The organism is Cobetia sp. MM1IDA2H-1, from assembly GCF_002916775.2.
In the GTDB taxonomy this organism is placed as follows: domain Bacteria; phylum Pseudomonadota; class Gammaproteobacteria; order Pseudomonadales; family Halomonadaceae; genus Cobetia; species Cobetia marina.
This window is the reverse complement of sequence record NZ_CM133225.1, coordinates 1,057,603-1,072,303: the sequence shown is the minus strand read 5'-3', so window position 1 is coordinate 1,072,303 and position 14,701 is coordinate 1,057,603. Positions and strand designations below refer to the sequence as shown.

Sequence of the window (14,701 nt, the reverse complement as noted above, 5' to 3'; positions counted from 1 at the left end):
TGCCATCTTGATGACAGCGCCCGGGGGCGCCGTCTCAGTCTTCCATCCGCTCCAGCAGCAGCATCGATTCCAGATGTGCCGTGTGAACGAACATGTCCGCCATCAGCGCACGCGTGACACGATAGCCGGCGTCGGTGAGCATCTTCACGTCACGCATCAACGTGGTCGGGTCACAGGCGATGTACAGCACCCGTGCGGGTGCATGGGAGACCTTCCCGGCATGCAGGTGACGTGCCAGCTCATCGCATAGAGGCTGAGCGCCATCGCGCGGCGGGTCCAGTACCAGAAGGTCGATACCCTCGAGTGATGGCAGCGCACGACTGAGGTCGGCGCGTCGAGCGCTCACCTGGGGCAGCGCGTTGTGCTCGGCATTGGCGATCAGCTGATCCACCATGCCCTGGCTGCCTTCGATGCCGGTTACCTTCGCGGCCCCCGCTGCCGCCACGGCCAGCGTGAGATTGCCGACTCCGGCGTAGAGGTCCATGACCGCAAGGCCACTGACGTCGCCCAGCCAGTCCAGCGCCGTATCCACCAGGCGCTGATTGAGCGCGGCATTGACCTGCACGAAGTCACCCGGCGAGAAGGCGAGACGCAGTGTCCGCTCGCCGACGCGCACGGAGTAGGCGGCGTCCGGCGTGCCGGCCAGCCATCCCAGCACCACCGGATCACGCCCGACTCGCCAGCCGACCACCAGCCCATGCTGTTCGGCAAAGGCCTGCCAGCGCTCGGCATCACGCGGCACGGCCTTGAGCTGTCGAATCACCAGGATGACCTGGTCATCCGCGGCCGTCAGCTCCAGATGCCCCAGACGCTTGGGCGCTTCCAGCGTATTGATCAGCTCGCGCAGCGGCGTGATCAGTCGATCCAGCGCCGGCACCAGCACGCTGCAGCTCTGGATATCCACCAGCTGATTGCTGCCACGGCCGCGGAAGCCCAGCTGGATCTCGCCGCTGTCCGTGACGCGCACCCCGAGGCGTGCACGCCGACGATAACGATGCTCGTCCTCGCCCAGTGGCTGGATATCCGCCAGCGCCACGCCATTGCGCTGTGCATGCTCACTGAGCACCTGCACCTTGTGGGTGCGCTGGGCCGGCAATGCCATGTGCTGGAGATCACAACCACCACAGGTGCCGAAGTGTGCACACGGCGGCGTCACGCGACTCTCGGCAGCATTGTCCCGCGAGCGCACATGCGCCTCGTTGAAGCGCTTGTGGGTACGGTGGATGGCCAGCGTGACCCGCTCACCGGGCAAGGCCTGGTCGATGAACTGGGTCTTGCCGTTCTCGTCATGCGCGACGCCTCGCCCATCATGCGCCAGACGTTCCACCGTCAGCCATTGGCTGTCGGCATCACTGACGTTGCGCGTCTCGCGACTGGCCACTTCCTTCTCACGACGCGTCGGTTTGCGCGCTGGGCGTTTCTGTCCGAGCAGTGCCATCAGAGGTCATCTCCGTGGGTGTAGAGGCCGGTCGACAGATAGCGGTCGCCACGGTCACAGACGATGAACACGATCACCGCGTTCTCGACCTGCTCCGCCACCGTGAGCGCCCCTGCCAGGGCGCCGCCGGAGGATACGCCCGCCAGGATGCCTTCCTCACGCGCCAGACGGCGCATGCAGACTTCGGCGTCCCGCTGAGCGATATCCAGGGTGCGGTCGATGCGCGAGGCATCGAAGATGCGCGGCAGATAGGCCTCGGGCCAACGACGGATGCCGGCGATGCTGGCGCCGTCCGCCGGTTGCAGTCCCACGATCTCGATGGCGGGATTCTGCTCCTTGAGATAGCGCGAGGTACCCATGATGGTGCCGGTCGTGCCCATGGAGGAGACGAAATGCGTGATGCGTCCCTGAGTCTGTTGCCAGAGTTCCGGTCCGGTGGTGCGGTAGTGCGCCAGGGGATTGTCCTGATTGGCGAACTGATCAAGGGCCTTGCCCTCGCCACGCGCGATCATCCCATCGGCGATGTCCCGCGCGTGCTCCATGTTGTCTGCCTCGATCAGCGTCGCGCCATACGCGCCCATGGCCTGCTTGCGCTCGCTGGAGGCAGTGGAGGGCATCACCAGCACCATGCGGTAGCCCTTGATGGCCGCGACCATCGCCAGCGCGATGCCGGTGTTGCCGGAGGTGGCTTCCACCAGGGTGTCACCGGGCTGGATCTCGCCGCGAGCCTCGGCTTCATTGAACATCGAAAGCGCCGGACGATCCTTCACGGAACCCGCGGGATTGTGGCCTTCCAGCTTGGCCAGCAAGACGTTGTTGCGACCGGCGGTGATACGCGTCAGGCGTACCAACGGCGTATTGCCGACGACATCGGCAAGACTGGGGAATTCAGTCGCGGCAAGATCCGCGGGGTCACTGACATGAGACATGAGGGGCAGACTCCAAGGACGCGCCCGGATACTCCGATGCTGACCGTCAGGAGGCAGCATCGAGACCTGAGACAATCGGGGCCACGTCGGGGGTGTAGAAGATGTGCGCAGTATATCGCTCCCGCCACCTCCCTGTCAGGGCGCGAACCATCGCATCACTGCAGTCTGGAAGGTATGCTTGAGCCTGGCTTTCGCACGCCGCTCGCCGCTAGCGGCTGTGCGGGCCTTGCACGCAGGCCCTCGGACACGTCACCTCCGGAAGGTGCGGCGCTGCAACCCTGTTTTCCTCTTCCTGCGGCATCCGAGTCTCTGGCTCGCTGCCCCGTCGCGATGGACTGCCATGCTGCTTAGAACCCGCTTTCAGCTCGCGTTGCTTCTGCTGCCGCTTGCCACGAGCCTGCTGTTCAGCCTCTATGTGGTGGATCGTGAGATCAGTCGTGAACGCACCGCCATGATGCAGCGTCTGCAGGCCAGTGTGCAGGCGATCATGCCCGGGCTTGCCAATGCCGCCCTGGAAGCCGACGACCAGCGTCTGCATGAACTGGCACAGATGCTCATCGATCAACGCGACGTGCGAGGGTTGACGCTGCGCACCCCCGAGGGTGGCACCCTGCTTCACATGGGGCCGAGCCAACGTCCACAGACAAGCTCGCTGCTGGAAAGCGACGCCTACCCGCAAGCCCCCGACGCGCTGGTGCTGGTGACACCGGTGATCGACCCATGGCGGGAGGCACGACGCGGAGACCGCATCTCCTGGCTGATTCTCGAGGCCTCCGATACCCGTATCGTGCTGCACCGCTATCAGCTGCTGGTCGGCTATGGGCTGGCCAATCTGGTCTTCGGACTGGCACTGCTGCTGTTCGCCTACCATGCCTCACGTCGCATGCTGCAGCCCTTCCATGACCTTGGCGAAGCCATGACCCGCCTCGCGCGCGGCGAGACTCACCAGCGTCTGCCGGTGCAGGGGAATGACGACATGAGCGAGCTGGCCGAGCACTACAATCTCAGCGTCGAGCAGCTCAAGCGCGCGCGGGAAGACATGCAGGACCAGATCGACCAGACGACGCGTGACCTGCACGAGTCGATGGAAACCGTCGAGATCAAGAACATCGAACTGGACATGGCACGCCGCAAGGCGCTGGAAGCCAACCGCATCAAGTCGGAATTCCTCGCCAACATGAGCCATGAGATCCGCACGCCGCTCAATGGCATCATCGGCTTCAGCAACCTGCTGGGGCGCAGTGACCTGGACAACCGCCAGCGCGACTGGCTGGGCCACATGCAGAACGCCTCCTCCTCGCTGATGTCATTGATCAATGACATCCTGGACTTCTCCAAGATCGAGGCCGGCAAGCTCGAGCTCGAGAAGGTCCAGATGGACATCGAGCCGCTCATCGAGGAAGTGCTGGCGATGCACGCCCCGGAGGCGCATCGCAAGCATCTGCACCTGCTGGGGCTGGTCTACGATGACGTGCCACAACGCTTCGAGGGTGACCCGCTGCGCATCAAGCAGGTGGTCACCAATCTGGTGGCCAATGCGGTCAAGTTCACCGAGCAGGGCGAAGTCATCGTCCGCGTGATGGTGGATGATCTTTCCGGCAGCAGTACCCGCCTGAAGATTGCCGTGGCCGATACCGGCATCGGCATGGACAGTGCGCAACGCAACCGCCTGTTCCAGGCCTTCTCCCAGGGTGACCCGTCCCGCGCCCGCCAGTTCGGCGGCACCGGTCTGGGCCTGATGATCTCGAAACGCCTGGTGGAACAGATGGGTGGCGAGATCCAGGTCGAAAGCCTGCCCGGACATGGCTCCACCTTCCTGTTCAGCGTGCCGGTGGCCGTCAGCAGCATCGAGGAGCGCCCGCGCGAGATCGTCTTCGATCATCAGCGCATCTGTCTCATCGAGCCACACCCGGCCACGCGCCGCGCCCTGAGCTACCTGCTCTCGCGCTGGTCGCTGGACCTCGTCGGCATCGAGGAGCAGCCTGATCTCGTGGTAGTCGCCCTGGAAAGCCGTGACCTGAAGCGGCTGGAGGAATGGAGTCAGCGCCTCAAGCATCTGCCGTGTCGCGTGCTGTGTCTGCTGAATGCACCACTGCCGGCCAATATCGAGGACCTGCAGCAATACGGGATCGACGAACTGCTCAGCAAGCCGGTCACACGCCTGCAGATGCGCCACAAGCTGGCCAACCTGCTGCATTCACCGCGGCGTGACACACCACGCCTCCAGGAGCTGCCGGCCTTCACGCCGCTGGAGGATGGCACCACGGCCGGGCGGCTGACGCCTGATCTTTCCGCTCCGCTCCCGGAGCGCTCGCCGGCATCGCCGCGGGCCCCCGAGGCGCCGCCTGCCTCCCCCATGCCTGACGGGCTGCCTCAGGCTGCCACGCCTGCGGAGACGCCGAACATGACGCGCAAGTGCGTGATGGTCGTCGATGACAACCCCTCCAATCGCCTGCTGGCCGAGGAACTGCTCACCGACATGGGGCTGGATACCCTGGCCGCCCAGAGTGGCGAGGAAGCGTTGGCCCTGGCACAGCAGCAGCCGGTGGATGCGGTACTGATGGATATCCAGATGCCGGGCATGAACGGCCTGGAAGCCACCAAGGCTCTGCGCCATCAACAGCGCATGCGCCATGAGCACCTTCCCGTCATCGCGTTGACCGCGCACGCCCTGGCACACGAGCGCCGGGAGCTGCTGGCCGAGGGCATGGATGACTACCTCATCAAGCCGGTCGACGAGCACCTGCTGGCCAACATGCTGAGCCGTCACCTTGGCATCACGCTCAGCGTGCCGAAGACCCCGCCACACGACACGGCCCCCGCCTTCTCCCCTTTCTCCAGTGCCACTGACGCGGGCAGTATCGAGCGTGGCAAGCGCCCCGAGGGTGCACCTCCCATGCCCGCCGCGTTCGAGGGACTGAGCGAGCAGGATGGCGAACTGCCCATCGTCGACATGGCACTGGGCATCGAGATGGCCGGCGGGCGCAAGGCGCTGGCCCTGGAGATGCTAGGACTGCTGATCAAGAGCCTGCCGGAGAGTGAGGTCACCATCCGCAGGGCCTGGGCGGTACAGGATGGCGAGGCCATGCTCGATGGAGTGCACTATCTGAATGGCGCCTGCCGCTACTGTGGCGTGCCGCGCCTGGCACTGCTGGTCGAGGCGCTGGAGACACGCCTGCGCGTCAGTGGCCTGGATCAGCTGGAGGACGACGTCGCCGCGCTGTTCGATGCCATCGCAAGCCTTGCCCAGTGGGCACAGAGCGAGGAAGCCACCTTGCTCCTGGCAGAATCGCGCCCCGACGCCTCGGACCGCGAGCGCTGAGCGAGAGCGCTGGTCGAGAGCACTGATGACGGCACCCGCTCTTCGCCACCCCTTTTTCTCTTGCCTTTTCCGCCCCCTCCTCACCATCCCACTGCCGACAACGACAACGACAACGCCACCCTGGCCGCGAGGCGAGGGTGGCGTTGTCATGTCCAGCACTTGTCAGCGGTCAGCGGATGCTCAGCGCTCCAGCACCACGAAGGCGATGGCCTGATCACGCTCATCACTGATCGACAGATGCAGATGACGAATCCCGGCACGTGCCGTCAGCGCTTCCGCCTCATCTGACAGCACGAAGGACGGCTTGCCCAACGCATCGTTCACCACCTGGATCTGGGTGAAACGCATGCCCTGACGCAGCCCGGTCCCCAGCGCCTTGACGAAGGCTTCCTTGGCCGCGAAACGCTTGGCCAGAAAAGCCGCCGGCTGGGGGTGATCCGCGAAGCGTGCCAGCTCCTGCGCTCCGAGCAGACGCCGAGCGAAGCGCTCTCCGTGGCGTGCCATGCCGGCCTCGAAACGCTCGATTCGCGCGATGTCCGTGCCTATCCCGACGATCATCCGCAGCAGCCTGACCCTTGCACGTGCTCATGATCCTCATCGTGCTCATGGTCATGGTCGTGTGCATCCAGCGCTGCCATCAGGCCCGCTTCCTGGCCTGCGATGCACAGACGCTTCATCTCGATGACGGCCTCCTTGAGGCCAACGAACATGGCGCGCGCGATGATCGCATGGCCGATGTTCAACTCGTTCAGCCCCGAGATGCCCGCGATGGCCTCGACGTTGTGATAGTTGAGACCATGCCCGGCATTGACGATCAGGCCCAGCTCGTTGGCGAGCTCGGCTGCGGCCGCGATGCGCTCGAATTCGACACGCGCCGCTTCACCGCTGGCATCCGCGTAGGCACCGGTGTGAAGCTCGACGACTGGCGCCCCGGCCTCGAAGGCGGCCCGAATCTGCTCAGGCTCCGGGTCGATGAACAGCGAGACTTCACAGCCCGCCGCCGCGAGACGCTCACAGGCCGCGCGGATGCGTTCCAGATCCCCGGCGACATCCAGACCACCCTCGGTGGTCAGTTCCTCGCGCTTCTCCGGCACCAGGCAGACATTGGCCGGACGCACTTCCTCGGCCAGCGCCAGCATCTCGTCACTGACGGCCATCTCGAGATTCATGCGCGTATTGAGCACCTCGGCCAGAAGACGCACGTCGCGCTCCTGGATATGGCGACGGTCTTCACGCAGGTGCACGGTGATGCCATCGGCGCCGGCTTCCTCCGCGACCAGCGCGGCCTGGACCGGGTCCGGATAACGGGTGCCACGCGCCTGGCGCAGAGTGGCGATGTGGTCAATATTGACCCCGAGCAGGATACGCAGCGGGTGCATGATCAGCTCCTAGCGATGGAGATGGAAAATAGGCATGGCAACAGGTGCCATGACGAAGACAGCTTGCATGACGACAGGATACGACCTGCAGGCAAGGCCCGCATCATCCTGTCTGACGACTTTCACGTCGCCGGGCGGTCAGCTGACGCATCAGTTCACGCGAGCGCAGCGGACGCTCTCCCAGCAATGGCGCCAGGGCGCGCCGCGCCAGCCATAGACTCTCGCGCGACAGGCCGGCGTGCCCCCAGTCCTCACTGGCCAGCAGCTTCAAGGCACGCCCCTCGATACCTGCCGCCCCCTCGGGTTGGGCGCGAAAACGCCGCTCGCTGGCGACATAGTCGTAGCGCACGTCGGGCATCAGAGGGGCATCCTCCAACGTACGAAACTGCGGCAATTGCTCAAGGGCTTCCAGCAGGGTGTATTCCAGTCGCCTGAGTGCCGGGGCGCGACGAGCAGGCAGCGCCACGTCATCCAGGGTCAGCGAATAGAGGGCGAACAGCTCCGGTACCGGCATTTCCACCGGCAAGGTGCGCGTCAATAGCTCATTGGCATAGAAGCCACACAGAAGCCCTTCCCCCGCCAGCAGACTGGCGCTGCCGCCGGTCTCCATCAGGTTGAGCGTCTTGAGATCGCTTTCCCCGCGCCAGGTGACGTGCAGGGGAGTGAACGGCTGCAGTCGCGCCCGCGACTTGCTGCCCGGACGCTGGACACCGCGTGCCACCGCGCGCACCCGACCATGCTCGAGGGTCAACAACTCGATGATGGCACTGGTTTCACGATACGGCTTGCGATGCAGCAGGAAGGCCGGTTGCGGCGTCATCGGACAGGCTCACGACAGAGAGGGCTTGCGGACAGGGAAGATGGCATCCGGCAGAGGCGAACGCCGAGCATCAGGCGATGCTCGGCTGATGAGGCCACCCGTGGCGCGGCAGTCGTCTTGCCTGCCGCGCCACGGGGGCGGGGAGCATCAGTCCTTGTCGTGGGTGTAACCCAGGCTTTTCAGGGCGCGCTCGTCATCCGACCAGCCACGCTTGACCTTGACCCACAGGTTGAGCATCACCTTGGCATCGAAGGCACGCTCCATCTCGAGACGCGCTTCGCGACCGATGTTCTTGATGCGCTCGCCGTTCTCGCCGATCAGGATCTTCTTCTGGCCCTGACGCTCGACCATCATCAGCGCGCTGATGTGCAGCGTGCCGCGCTGATCGGTCTTGAATTCCTCGATCTCGACGGTCATCTGGTACGGCAGTTCGTCACCCAGCTGACGCATCACCTTCTCGCGCACCAGCTCGGAGGCCAGGAAACGTGAGCTCTTGTTGGTGATCTGATCATCCGCGAACATGTGCTCGCCGTGCGGCAGACGCCCCATCACGTTCTCGAGCAGCAGGTCGATGTTGGTGCCATTCTTGGCCGACATCGGGATGATGGCCGCGAAGTCACGACGCTCCTGCAGACTCTGGAGCCAGGGAGCCAGAGTGGTCTTGTCCTTCAGCCAGTCGATCTTGTTGACGACGAGAATCACCGGCGCCTTCACGTGGGCCAGCTTCTCGAGCACGATCTGGTCTTCTTCCATCCAGCGGGTGCGGTCGACGATGAACACCACGGCGTCCACATCGCGCAGCGCCTGGGTGGCGGTCTGGTTCATGAAGCGGTTGATCGCCTTGTTGCGATCGCGCTGCATGATGTGGATCCCCGGGGTATCGACGAAGACGCACTGGGTGCCGTCCTCGGTGTGGATGCCCATCACCTGGTGACGTGTGGTTTGCGGACGACGCGAGGTGATCGAGACCTTCTGTCCCAGGATGTGGTTCATCAGCGTCGACTTGCCGACATTGGGGCGCCCGACGATGGCGACGAAGCCACAGCGGGTATCCGGCAGCGGCTGATCGCTGACACCGGCGGCCGCCAGCATGCCCTCGAGGGCATCGGCGTTGCCGGTGTGCGTCTCGGTAGAGGCATCAGGGGCGTCGCCGCTCGGGGTGACGTTGTCTTCTGGGGTATGGCTCATGAGCGGCCTCCGCGGGCAGGTTCGAGCAGTTGCAGCGCGAACTCGGCCGCCTGCTGTTCAGCATGGCGACGGCTGGAGCCGACGCCTGTGGTCTTGGTGTCGATCATCTCGACGTGGCAATCGACGCTGAAGGTCTGCGAATGCGCTTCGCCTTCGACGCTGGTCACCTCATAGCGCGGCAGGGCCGCCTGACGCGATTGCAGGAATTCCTGCAGACGTGTCTTGGGATCTTTCTGGGTGTCCTGAAGGTTCAACGCCTCAAGACGGCTGTCGTACCAGCGCAGCACGTGTTCACGCACGACCTGCATGCCAGCATCCAGATAGATGGCACCGATCACGGCTTCCACGGCATCGGCCAGGATGGATTCGCGACGATGACCGCCGCTCTTCATCTCGCCGGAGCCCAGGCGCAGGTTCTCGCCCAGCTTGAACTCACGGGCAAGCTCCGCCAGGGTCTGGCCCTTGACCAGACGCGCACGCAGGCGTGACAGCTGGCCCTCACGGGCCTGGGGGAAGCGCAGGAACAGCGCTTCGGCGATCACGAAGTTGACGATGGAATCGCCAAGAAACTCGAGCCGCTCATTGTTCTGGCCACCATAGCTTCGATGGGTCAATGCCAGTTCCAACAGACTGGCATCCTCGAAGGTGTGGCCGATACGCTTTACAAAGGCATTCAGCGGGCTACTCACAGGTCTCCCTACTCTCTTTTTGTCGCTGACGCCCGCAGGCGTCCTGTCGAATGGTGCATCAGTCTTGACGGCTGATGCCTGTCGTCATCGACATGCTTCGCGATGCCCGAAGCCTACACGGCTTGAGGAGTTGCCGATCGCCACCATCCCAATCCGATATTCGTCAGCCGCGCTGCCCGCAGGCTCGTGGCCTCGGGTCCGACATGATGAACAGCAGGTTGACATGGCAGGCACGACGCATCGTCCCATGTCGAAAGATCCGTCCTTGCGGTACTGGCACGCCGCCGGGCGGCGCTGCCAGACACGACCGGGCCGCCTCTCGGCGGCCCGGTCAATGCACTGATCAATGAATCAGGCGTACCGAGGAAAAGTCCGGGAATCCGTCCTTCCAGTGCATCCACACCGCGACCGCCTTGCCGACGATGTTCTCTTCCGGCACGAAGCCCCAGTAGCGGCTGTCGTTGGAATGGTCGCGGTTGTCACCCATCACGAAGTACTGCCCTTCAGGCACCCGGATCTCGCGCATCTGCGGGCCGGGGTCCTGAGGGTTATTGTAGATTTGATGGGCGTGTTTCCCCAGTGTCTCATCCAGCAGACTCTCGCCGGGCTGCTCACTGACGTTGCGCGCATTGAGCGTCTTGCTGACCGCCTGACCATTCACGTAGAGCTGCTTGCCCTCATAGCGAATGGTGTCACCGGGCAGACCGACGACGCGCTTGATGAAGTTGGTGGACGGGTCCTCCGGGAAACGGAACACCATCACGTCACCACGCTCAGGCTCGCCGACCTCCAGCACCTTGGTGTCGACCACCGGCAGGCGCAGGCCATAGTCATACTTGTTGACCAGGATGAAGTCGCCGATCTTGAGCGTCGGCAGCATCGAGCCGGAGGGAATCTGGAACGGCTCATAGGCGAATGAGCGCACTACCAGCACCAGCAACAGTACCGGAAAGAACGACTTGGCATAGTCCACCAGCCACGGGTCCCGCGTCAGCTTCTCACGCGTACCACTGTCCAGCTCCCCTTCGACGGATGCCTCGGCCTTGGCCAGACGCGCCTTGCGCGCACCGCGCAGGGCAATCAGGTCTATCAGCCACACCACGCCGGCTACCGCTACGGCAATCACCAATACTAGCGAGAAATCCATCGTCATCCCTGTCTGCCCTGGGTCTTGGGGCAGGCCGCCAGCCGGCGGCCTGCATCAGTCGTTCATCTTGAGCACGGCAAGGAAGGCGTCCTGGGGAATTTCCACCCGGCCGACCTGCTTCATGCGCTTCTTGCCCGCTTTCTGCTTCTCGAGCAGCTTCTTCTTGCGGCTGACGTCGCCGCCGTAGCACTTGGCGGTCACGTTCTTGCGCAGCGCCTTCACGGTGGAGCGTGCCACGACCTGGCCACCGACGGCCGCCTGGATCGCCACGTCGAACATCTGACGCGGAATCAGTTCCTTCATCTTCTCGACCAGCAGTCGGCCACGGCCGTGAGCATGGTCGCGGTGGATGATGGCCGCCAGCGCATCGACGCGATCGCCATTGATCAGCACGTCCAGACGTACCAGCTTGGCCGCCTCGAAACGCTCGAAGCTGTAATCCAGAGAGGCATAGCCCTTGGAGATGGACTTGAGGCGATCGAAGAAGTCCATCACGACCTCGGCCATCGGCAGCTCGTAGACCAGCTGGATCTGGCTGCCCAGGAACTGCATGTCGAGCTGGACGCCGCGACGATTGACGCACTCGGTGATGACGTTGCCGACGTATTCCTGTGGCACGAGGATGGTGGCGCGGCAGATCGGCTCACGCAGTTCATCGACGTTGGCCATGTCCGGAAGCTTCGAGGGGTTGGACACCGGCAGCACGTCGCCGTTGTCCATCAGCACCTCGTAGATCACCGTCGGCGCAGTCGTCAGCAGGTCGAGATTGTACTCGCGCTCCAGACGCTCCTGGATGATCTCCATGTGCAGGGTGCCCAGGAAGCCGACGCGGAAGCCGAAGCCCAGTGCGTCGGAGTTCTCCGGCTCGTAATCCAGCGAGGCATCGTTGAGCGCCAGTTTCTGCAGCGCGTCACGGAAGTCCTCGTAGTCATCGGAGCTGATCGGGAACATGCCGGCGTAGACCTGCGGCTTGACCTTCTGGAAGCCCGGCAGACGCTCGACCTTGTCGGCCGTCTTGGTGTGCACGATGGTGTCACCCACCGGCGCGCCCATGATGTCCTTGATGCCGGCGACGATGAAGCCCACCTCGCCGGCACGCAGCACACCGGTTTCCTTGCGCTTGGGCGTGAAGATACCGATCGCGCCGGTTTCCCAGTCGCGGCCGGTGGACTTCAGGCGGATCTTCTCACCCTTCTTCAGGGTGCCGTCGAAGATACGTACCAGCGAGACGACGCCGAGGTAGTTGTCGAACCAGGAGTCGATGATCAACGCCTGCAGCGGCGCTTCCGGATCGCCCTTGGGCGGCGGAATGTCACGCACCAGACGCTCGAGCAGCGCTTCCATGCCCATGCCGGACTTGGCCGACACCTGACAGGCATCCGTCGCGTCCAGACCGATGATCTCCTCGATCTCCTGGGAGACCTTCTCCGGGTCCGCCTGCGGCAGATCCATCTTGTTGAGGACCGGCAGCACCTCGAGGCCCTGCTCGATGGCGGTGTAGCAATTGGCCACCGACTGGGCTTCGACGCCCTGACCGGCATCCACCACCAGCAGCGCCCCTTCACAGGCATACAGCGAGCGCGAGACTTCATAGGAGAAGTCGACGTGGCCCGGGGTATCGATGAAGTTCAGCTGATAGGTATTGCCATCATCGGCGTGGTAGTCGAGGGTCACCGACTGGGCCTTGATGGTGATGCCGCGCTCACGCTCGATGTCCATCGAGTCAAGCACCTGCTCCTTGAGCTCACGGTCACTCAAGCCTTCGCACAGCTGAATGATGCGGTCAGCCAGTGTGGACTTGCCGTGGTCGATGTGGGCGATGATTGAGAAGTTGCGGATATGCTTCAAGGACGGCGGCGTTACGCGTTCGGTCATGGATCACTGCTCTGTATTTGTGCCCGTCTCCGTGAAATCACACGGCCAACACGGGAGACGACGGAAATCGAATTGCACGCATTGTACAGTCCGACTTGAGGCGATGATAGAAGGCGTTACCTTTTGCACCTCTCTCACCCAGCCGTTCGAACGGCAGCCACAGGGCAATCCTCATGCTTGCGAGCCCCGCGAGAAGGGGCTCGCCCCTGAATGCAGACGGGGCGCACAGTCGCCCGTGCGCCCCGTCGTCACTCGCCTCCCTTGCTGGCGTCCGCGTCATTCATCGCGCATGCGCAGAGCGATGTACAGCGGGCGACCGTTGCGCACCAGGCGCAGCGAGACCGGGCGATCCGCCGGCAGCTTGGCCACCACGTCACGCAGCGACTGCACGCTGGTCAACGGCTGCTGATTGAGCTCGACCAGCACATCGCCGGCAGTGATGCCCGCCTCTGCCGCCACGCCCTGTGGGTCGACCTCCAGCACCTTGACGCCATTGTCGAGGTTCATGTCTGCCAGCGCCGCCTTGCCAAGCTCGGTCACGGCAATGCCCAGGCCTTGCTTGTCATTGCTGGCAGCGGCAATCTTGTCCTGATCGCTGCCCGGCCAGTGACCTACCTTGGCCTGCAGGGTCTGATGCTTGCCATCTCGCAGGATGGAAAGCTTGAGCGAATCCCCCGGCGAGCTGGCACCGACCATGCGCGGCAGGTTGGCGGAGGTTTCCACCTCATCGCCATCGACCGCCATGATGATGTCGCCCGCCTTGAGGCCGGACGCTGCGGCCGGGCCATCCGGGTCAAGATCGGCGATCAGCGCGCCACGCGCCCGGTCCAGCCCGAAGGATTCGGCCAGATCCTTGGACACCGGCTGGATGACGACCCCCAGCCAGCCACGATCGACGCGACCATCGGTCTTGAGCTTGTCGGCCACATCCATCGCCACATTGATGGGAATCGCGAAGCTCACCCCCATGAAGCCACCGGAGCGGGTGTAGATCTGGGAGTTGATTCCGACCACGTCTCCCTCGAGATCAAACAGCGGCCCCCCGGAGTTGCCCGGGTTGATCGCGACATCCGTCTGGATGAAGGGCACATAGGCATCCGAGGGCAGCGTGCGATCGATGGCACTGACGATCCCCGCCGTGACGGAGTGATCGAAGCCGAACGGCGAGCCGATGGCCGCCACCCACTGACCGACTTCCAGGGCGTCACTGTCGCCCATCGGCAGAGTGGGCAGATCATCCGCCTTGACCTTGAGCAGCGCGATATCGGTCTTCTTGTCCTCGCCGACCACCTGAGCCTTCAGCTCCCGACGGTCATTCAGGCGCACCATCACCTCGTCGGCACCATCCACGACGTGGGCGTTGGTCATGATGTAGCCATCGTCGGAGATGATGAAGCCGGAACCGAGACTGGAGCGCTTCTCGATCCCCCCACGCCCCTGACCGGGGAACTGATCACCGAAGAAGTGCTTGAAGAACTCCGGCATCTCCTGGCCATCCGGGCCACGGAACACCGGGCCCGAGGTACGTTTGATCTCGGTGGTGGTCGCGATGTTGACCACGGCAGGCGCCGAATCCTTGACCAGCTGGGTAAAATCGGGAAGTTCACGCGCCTGGGCCATCTGGGCACCCATCAGGGCAGCCATGGCCAACGCGGGCGCCATCAGGCGAGAAAGCGATTTCATCGATGCGACTCCTGGTACGTCCTGTCACTTGTTATGAGGCACGCTGTCACTTGCCATCCAGCATGCTGACGTCGCAGGCGACGTCCCATTCATTGACGCCAAGACGGCGTTGAAGTTCAGCGAATGATACCGCGCTCGACGCAACATCAGGTCGCATGAAAGCGACAGACGACATGCAGCAGGCATTCTCGGGGACGGGCGAGGGTCGACCACCGCCGCTCACGCGCGCGA

General features: G+C 63.8%; 11 protein-coding genes. 1 reads left to right on the top strand and 10 read right to left on the bottom strand.

Annotation, left to right across the window (positions count from 1 at the left end; genetic code table 11):
- Window positions 1–34 precede the first annotated feature (34 nt).
- Together rlmD and cysM are read right to left on the bottom strand one after the other, a co-directional pair.
- A complete protein-coding gene (gene rlmD, locus BOH68_RS04605) occupies window positions 35–1,438 on the bottom strand; it encodes a 23S rRNA (uracil(1939)-C(5))-methyltransferase RlmD (RefSeq protein WP_077372188.1) in 1,404 nt (467 codons plus the stop codon).
- Window positions 1,438–2,367, bottom strand: coding sequence for a cysteine synthase CysM (gene cysM, locus BOH68_RS04600; RefSeq protein ID WP_077372185.1), 930 nt, complete (start codon window positions 2,365–2,367; stop codon window positions 1,438–1,440). Before cysM ends, rlmD begins: the two co-directional genes overlap by 1 nt.
- Before the next feature lie 340 nt (window positions 2,368–2,707).
- On the opposite strand from cysM, the gene BOH68_RS04595 reads away from it, so the two are divergent.
- Window positions 2,708–5,689 carry a response regulator gene (locus BOH68_RS04595; protein WP_077372182.1) on the top strand — a complete coding sequence of 994 codons (2,982 nt, stop codon included), beginning with the start codon at window positions 2,708–2,710 and terminating at the stop codon, window positions 5,687–5,689.
- A 180-nt stretch (window positions 5,690–5,869) separates the two neighbouring features.
- Here the strand turns inward: BOH68_RS04595 and acpS are convergent, their stop codons facing one another.
- From acpS to BOH68_RS04555, 8 genes are all read right to left on the bottom strand, one after another.
- Window positions 5,870–6,247, bottom strand: coding sequence for a holo-ACP synthase (gene acpS, locus BOH68_RS04590; protein WP_077372179.1), 378 nt, complete (start codon window positions 6,245–6,247; stop codon window positions 5,870–5,872).
- Complete coding sequence (gene pdxJ / locus BOH68_RS04585; protein WP_077372176.1) at window positions 6,244–7,068, bottom strand: pyridoxine 5'-phosphate synthase; 825 nt, start codon at window positions 7,066–7,068, stop codon at window positions 6,244–6,246. The genes acpS and pdxJ overlap by 4 nt, the downstream gene beginning before the upstream one ends.
- Window positions 7,069–7,171: 103 nt before the next feature.
- The gene (gene recO, locus BOH68_RS04580) at window positions 7,172–7,888 is read right to left on the bottom strand and encodes a DNA repair protein RecO (RefSeq protein ID WP_077372173.1); all 717 of its coding nucleotides are present in this window, start codon (window positions 7,886–7,888) and stop codon (window positions 7,172–7,174) included.
- Between the two features lie 147 nt (window positions 7,889–8,035).
- Window positions 8,036–8,980 carry a GTPase Era gene (gene era / locus BOH68_RS04575; RefSeq protein WP_077373161.1) on the bottom strand — a complete coding sequence of 315 codons (945 nt, stop codon included), beginning with the start codon at window positions 8,978–8,980 and terminating at the stop codon, window positions 8,036–8,038.
- A gap of 92 nt (window positions 8,981–9,072) precedes the next feature.
- Window positions 9,073–9,765, bottom strand: a complete 693-nt coding sequence (rnc, locus tag BOH68_RS04570) for a ribonuclease III (protein ID WP_077372170.1) — start codon at window positions 9,763–9,765, stop codon at window positions 9,073–9,075.
- 343 nt (window positions 9,766–10,108) lie between these two features.
- The gene (gene lepB / locus BOH68_RS04565; protein ID WP_077372167.1) at window positions 10,109–10,912 is read right to left on the bottom strand and encodes a signal peptidase I; all 804 of its coding nucleotides are present in this window, start codon (window positions 10,910–10,912) and stop codon (window positions 10,109–10,111) included.
- Window positions 10,913–10,966: 54 nt separating this feature from the next.
- Window positions 10,967–12,787, bottom strand: a complete 1,821-nt coding sequence (gene lepA, locus BOH68_RS04560) for a translation elongation factor 4 (RefSeq protein WP_077372164.1) — start codon at window positions 12,785–12,787, stop codon at window positions 10,967–10,969.
- 276 nt (window positions 12,788–13,063) lie between these two features.
- Window positions 13,064–14,470, bottom strand: a complete 1,407-nt coding sequence (locus BOH68_RS04555; protein WP_065392616.1) for a DegQ family serine endoprotease — start codon at window positions 14,468–14,470, stop codon at window positions 13,064–13,066.
- Window positions 14,471–14,701: the final 231 nt, after the last annotated feature.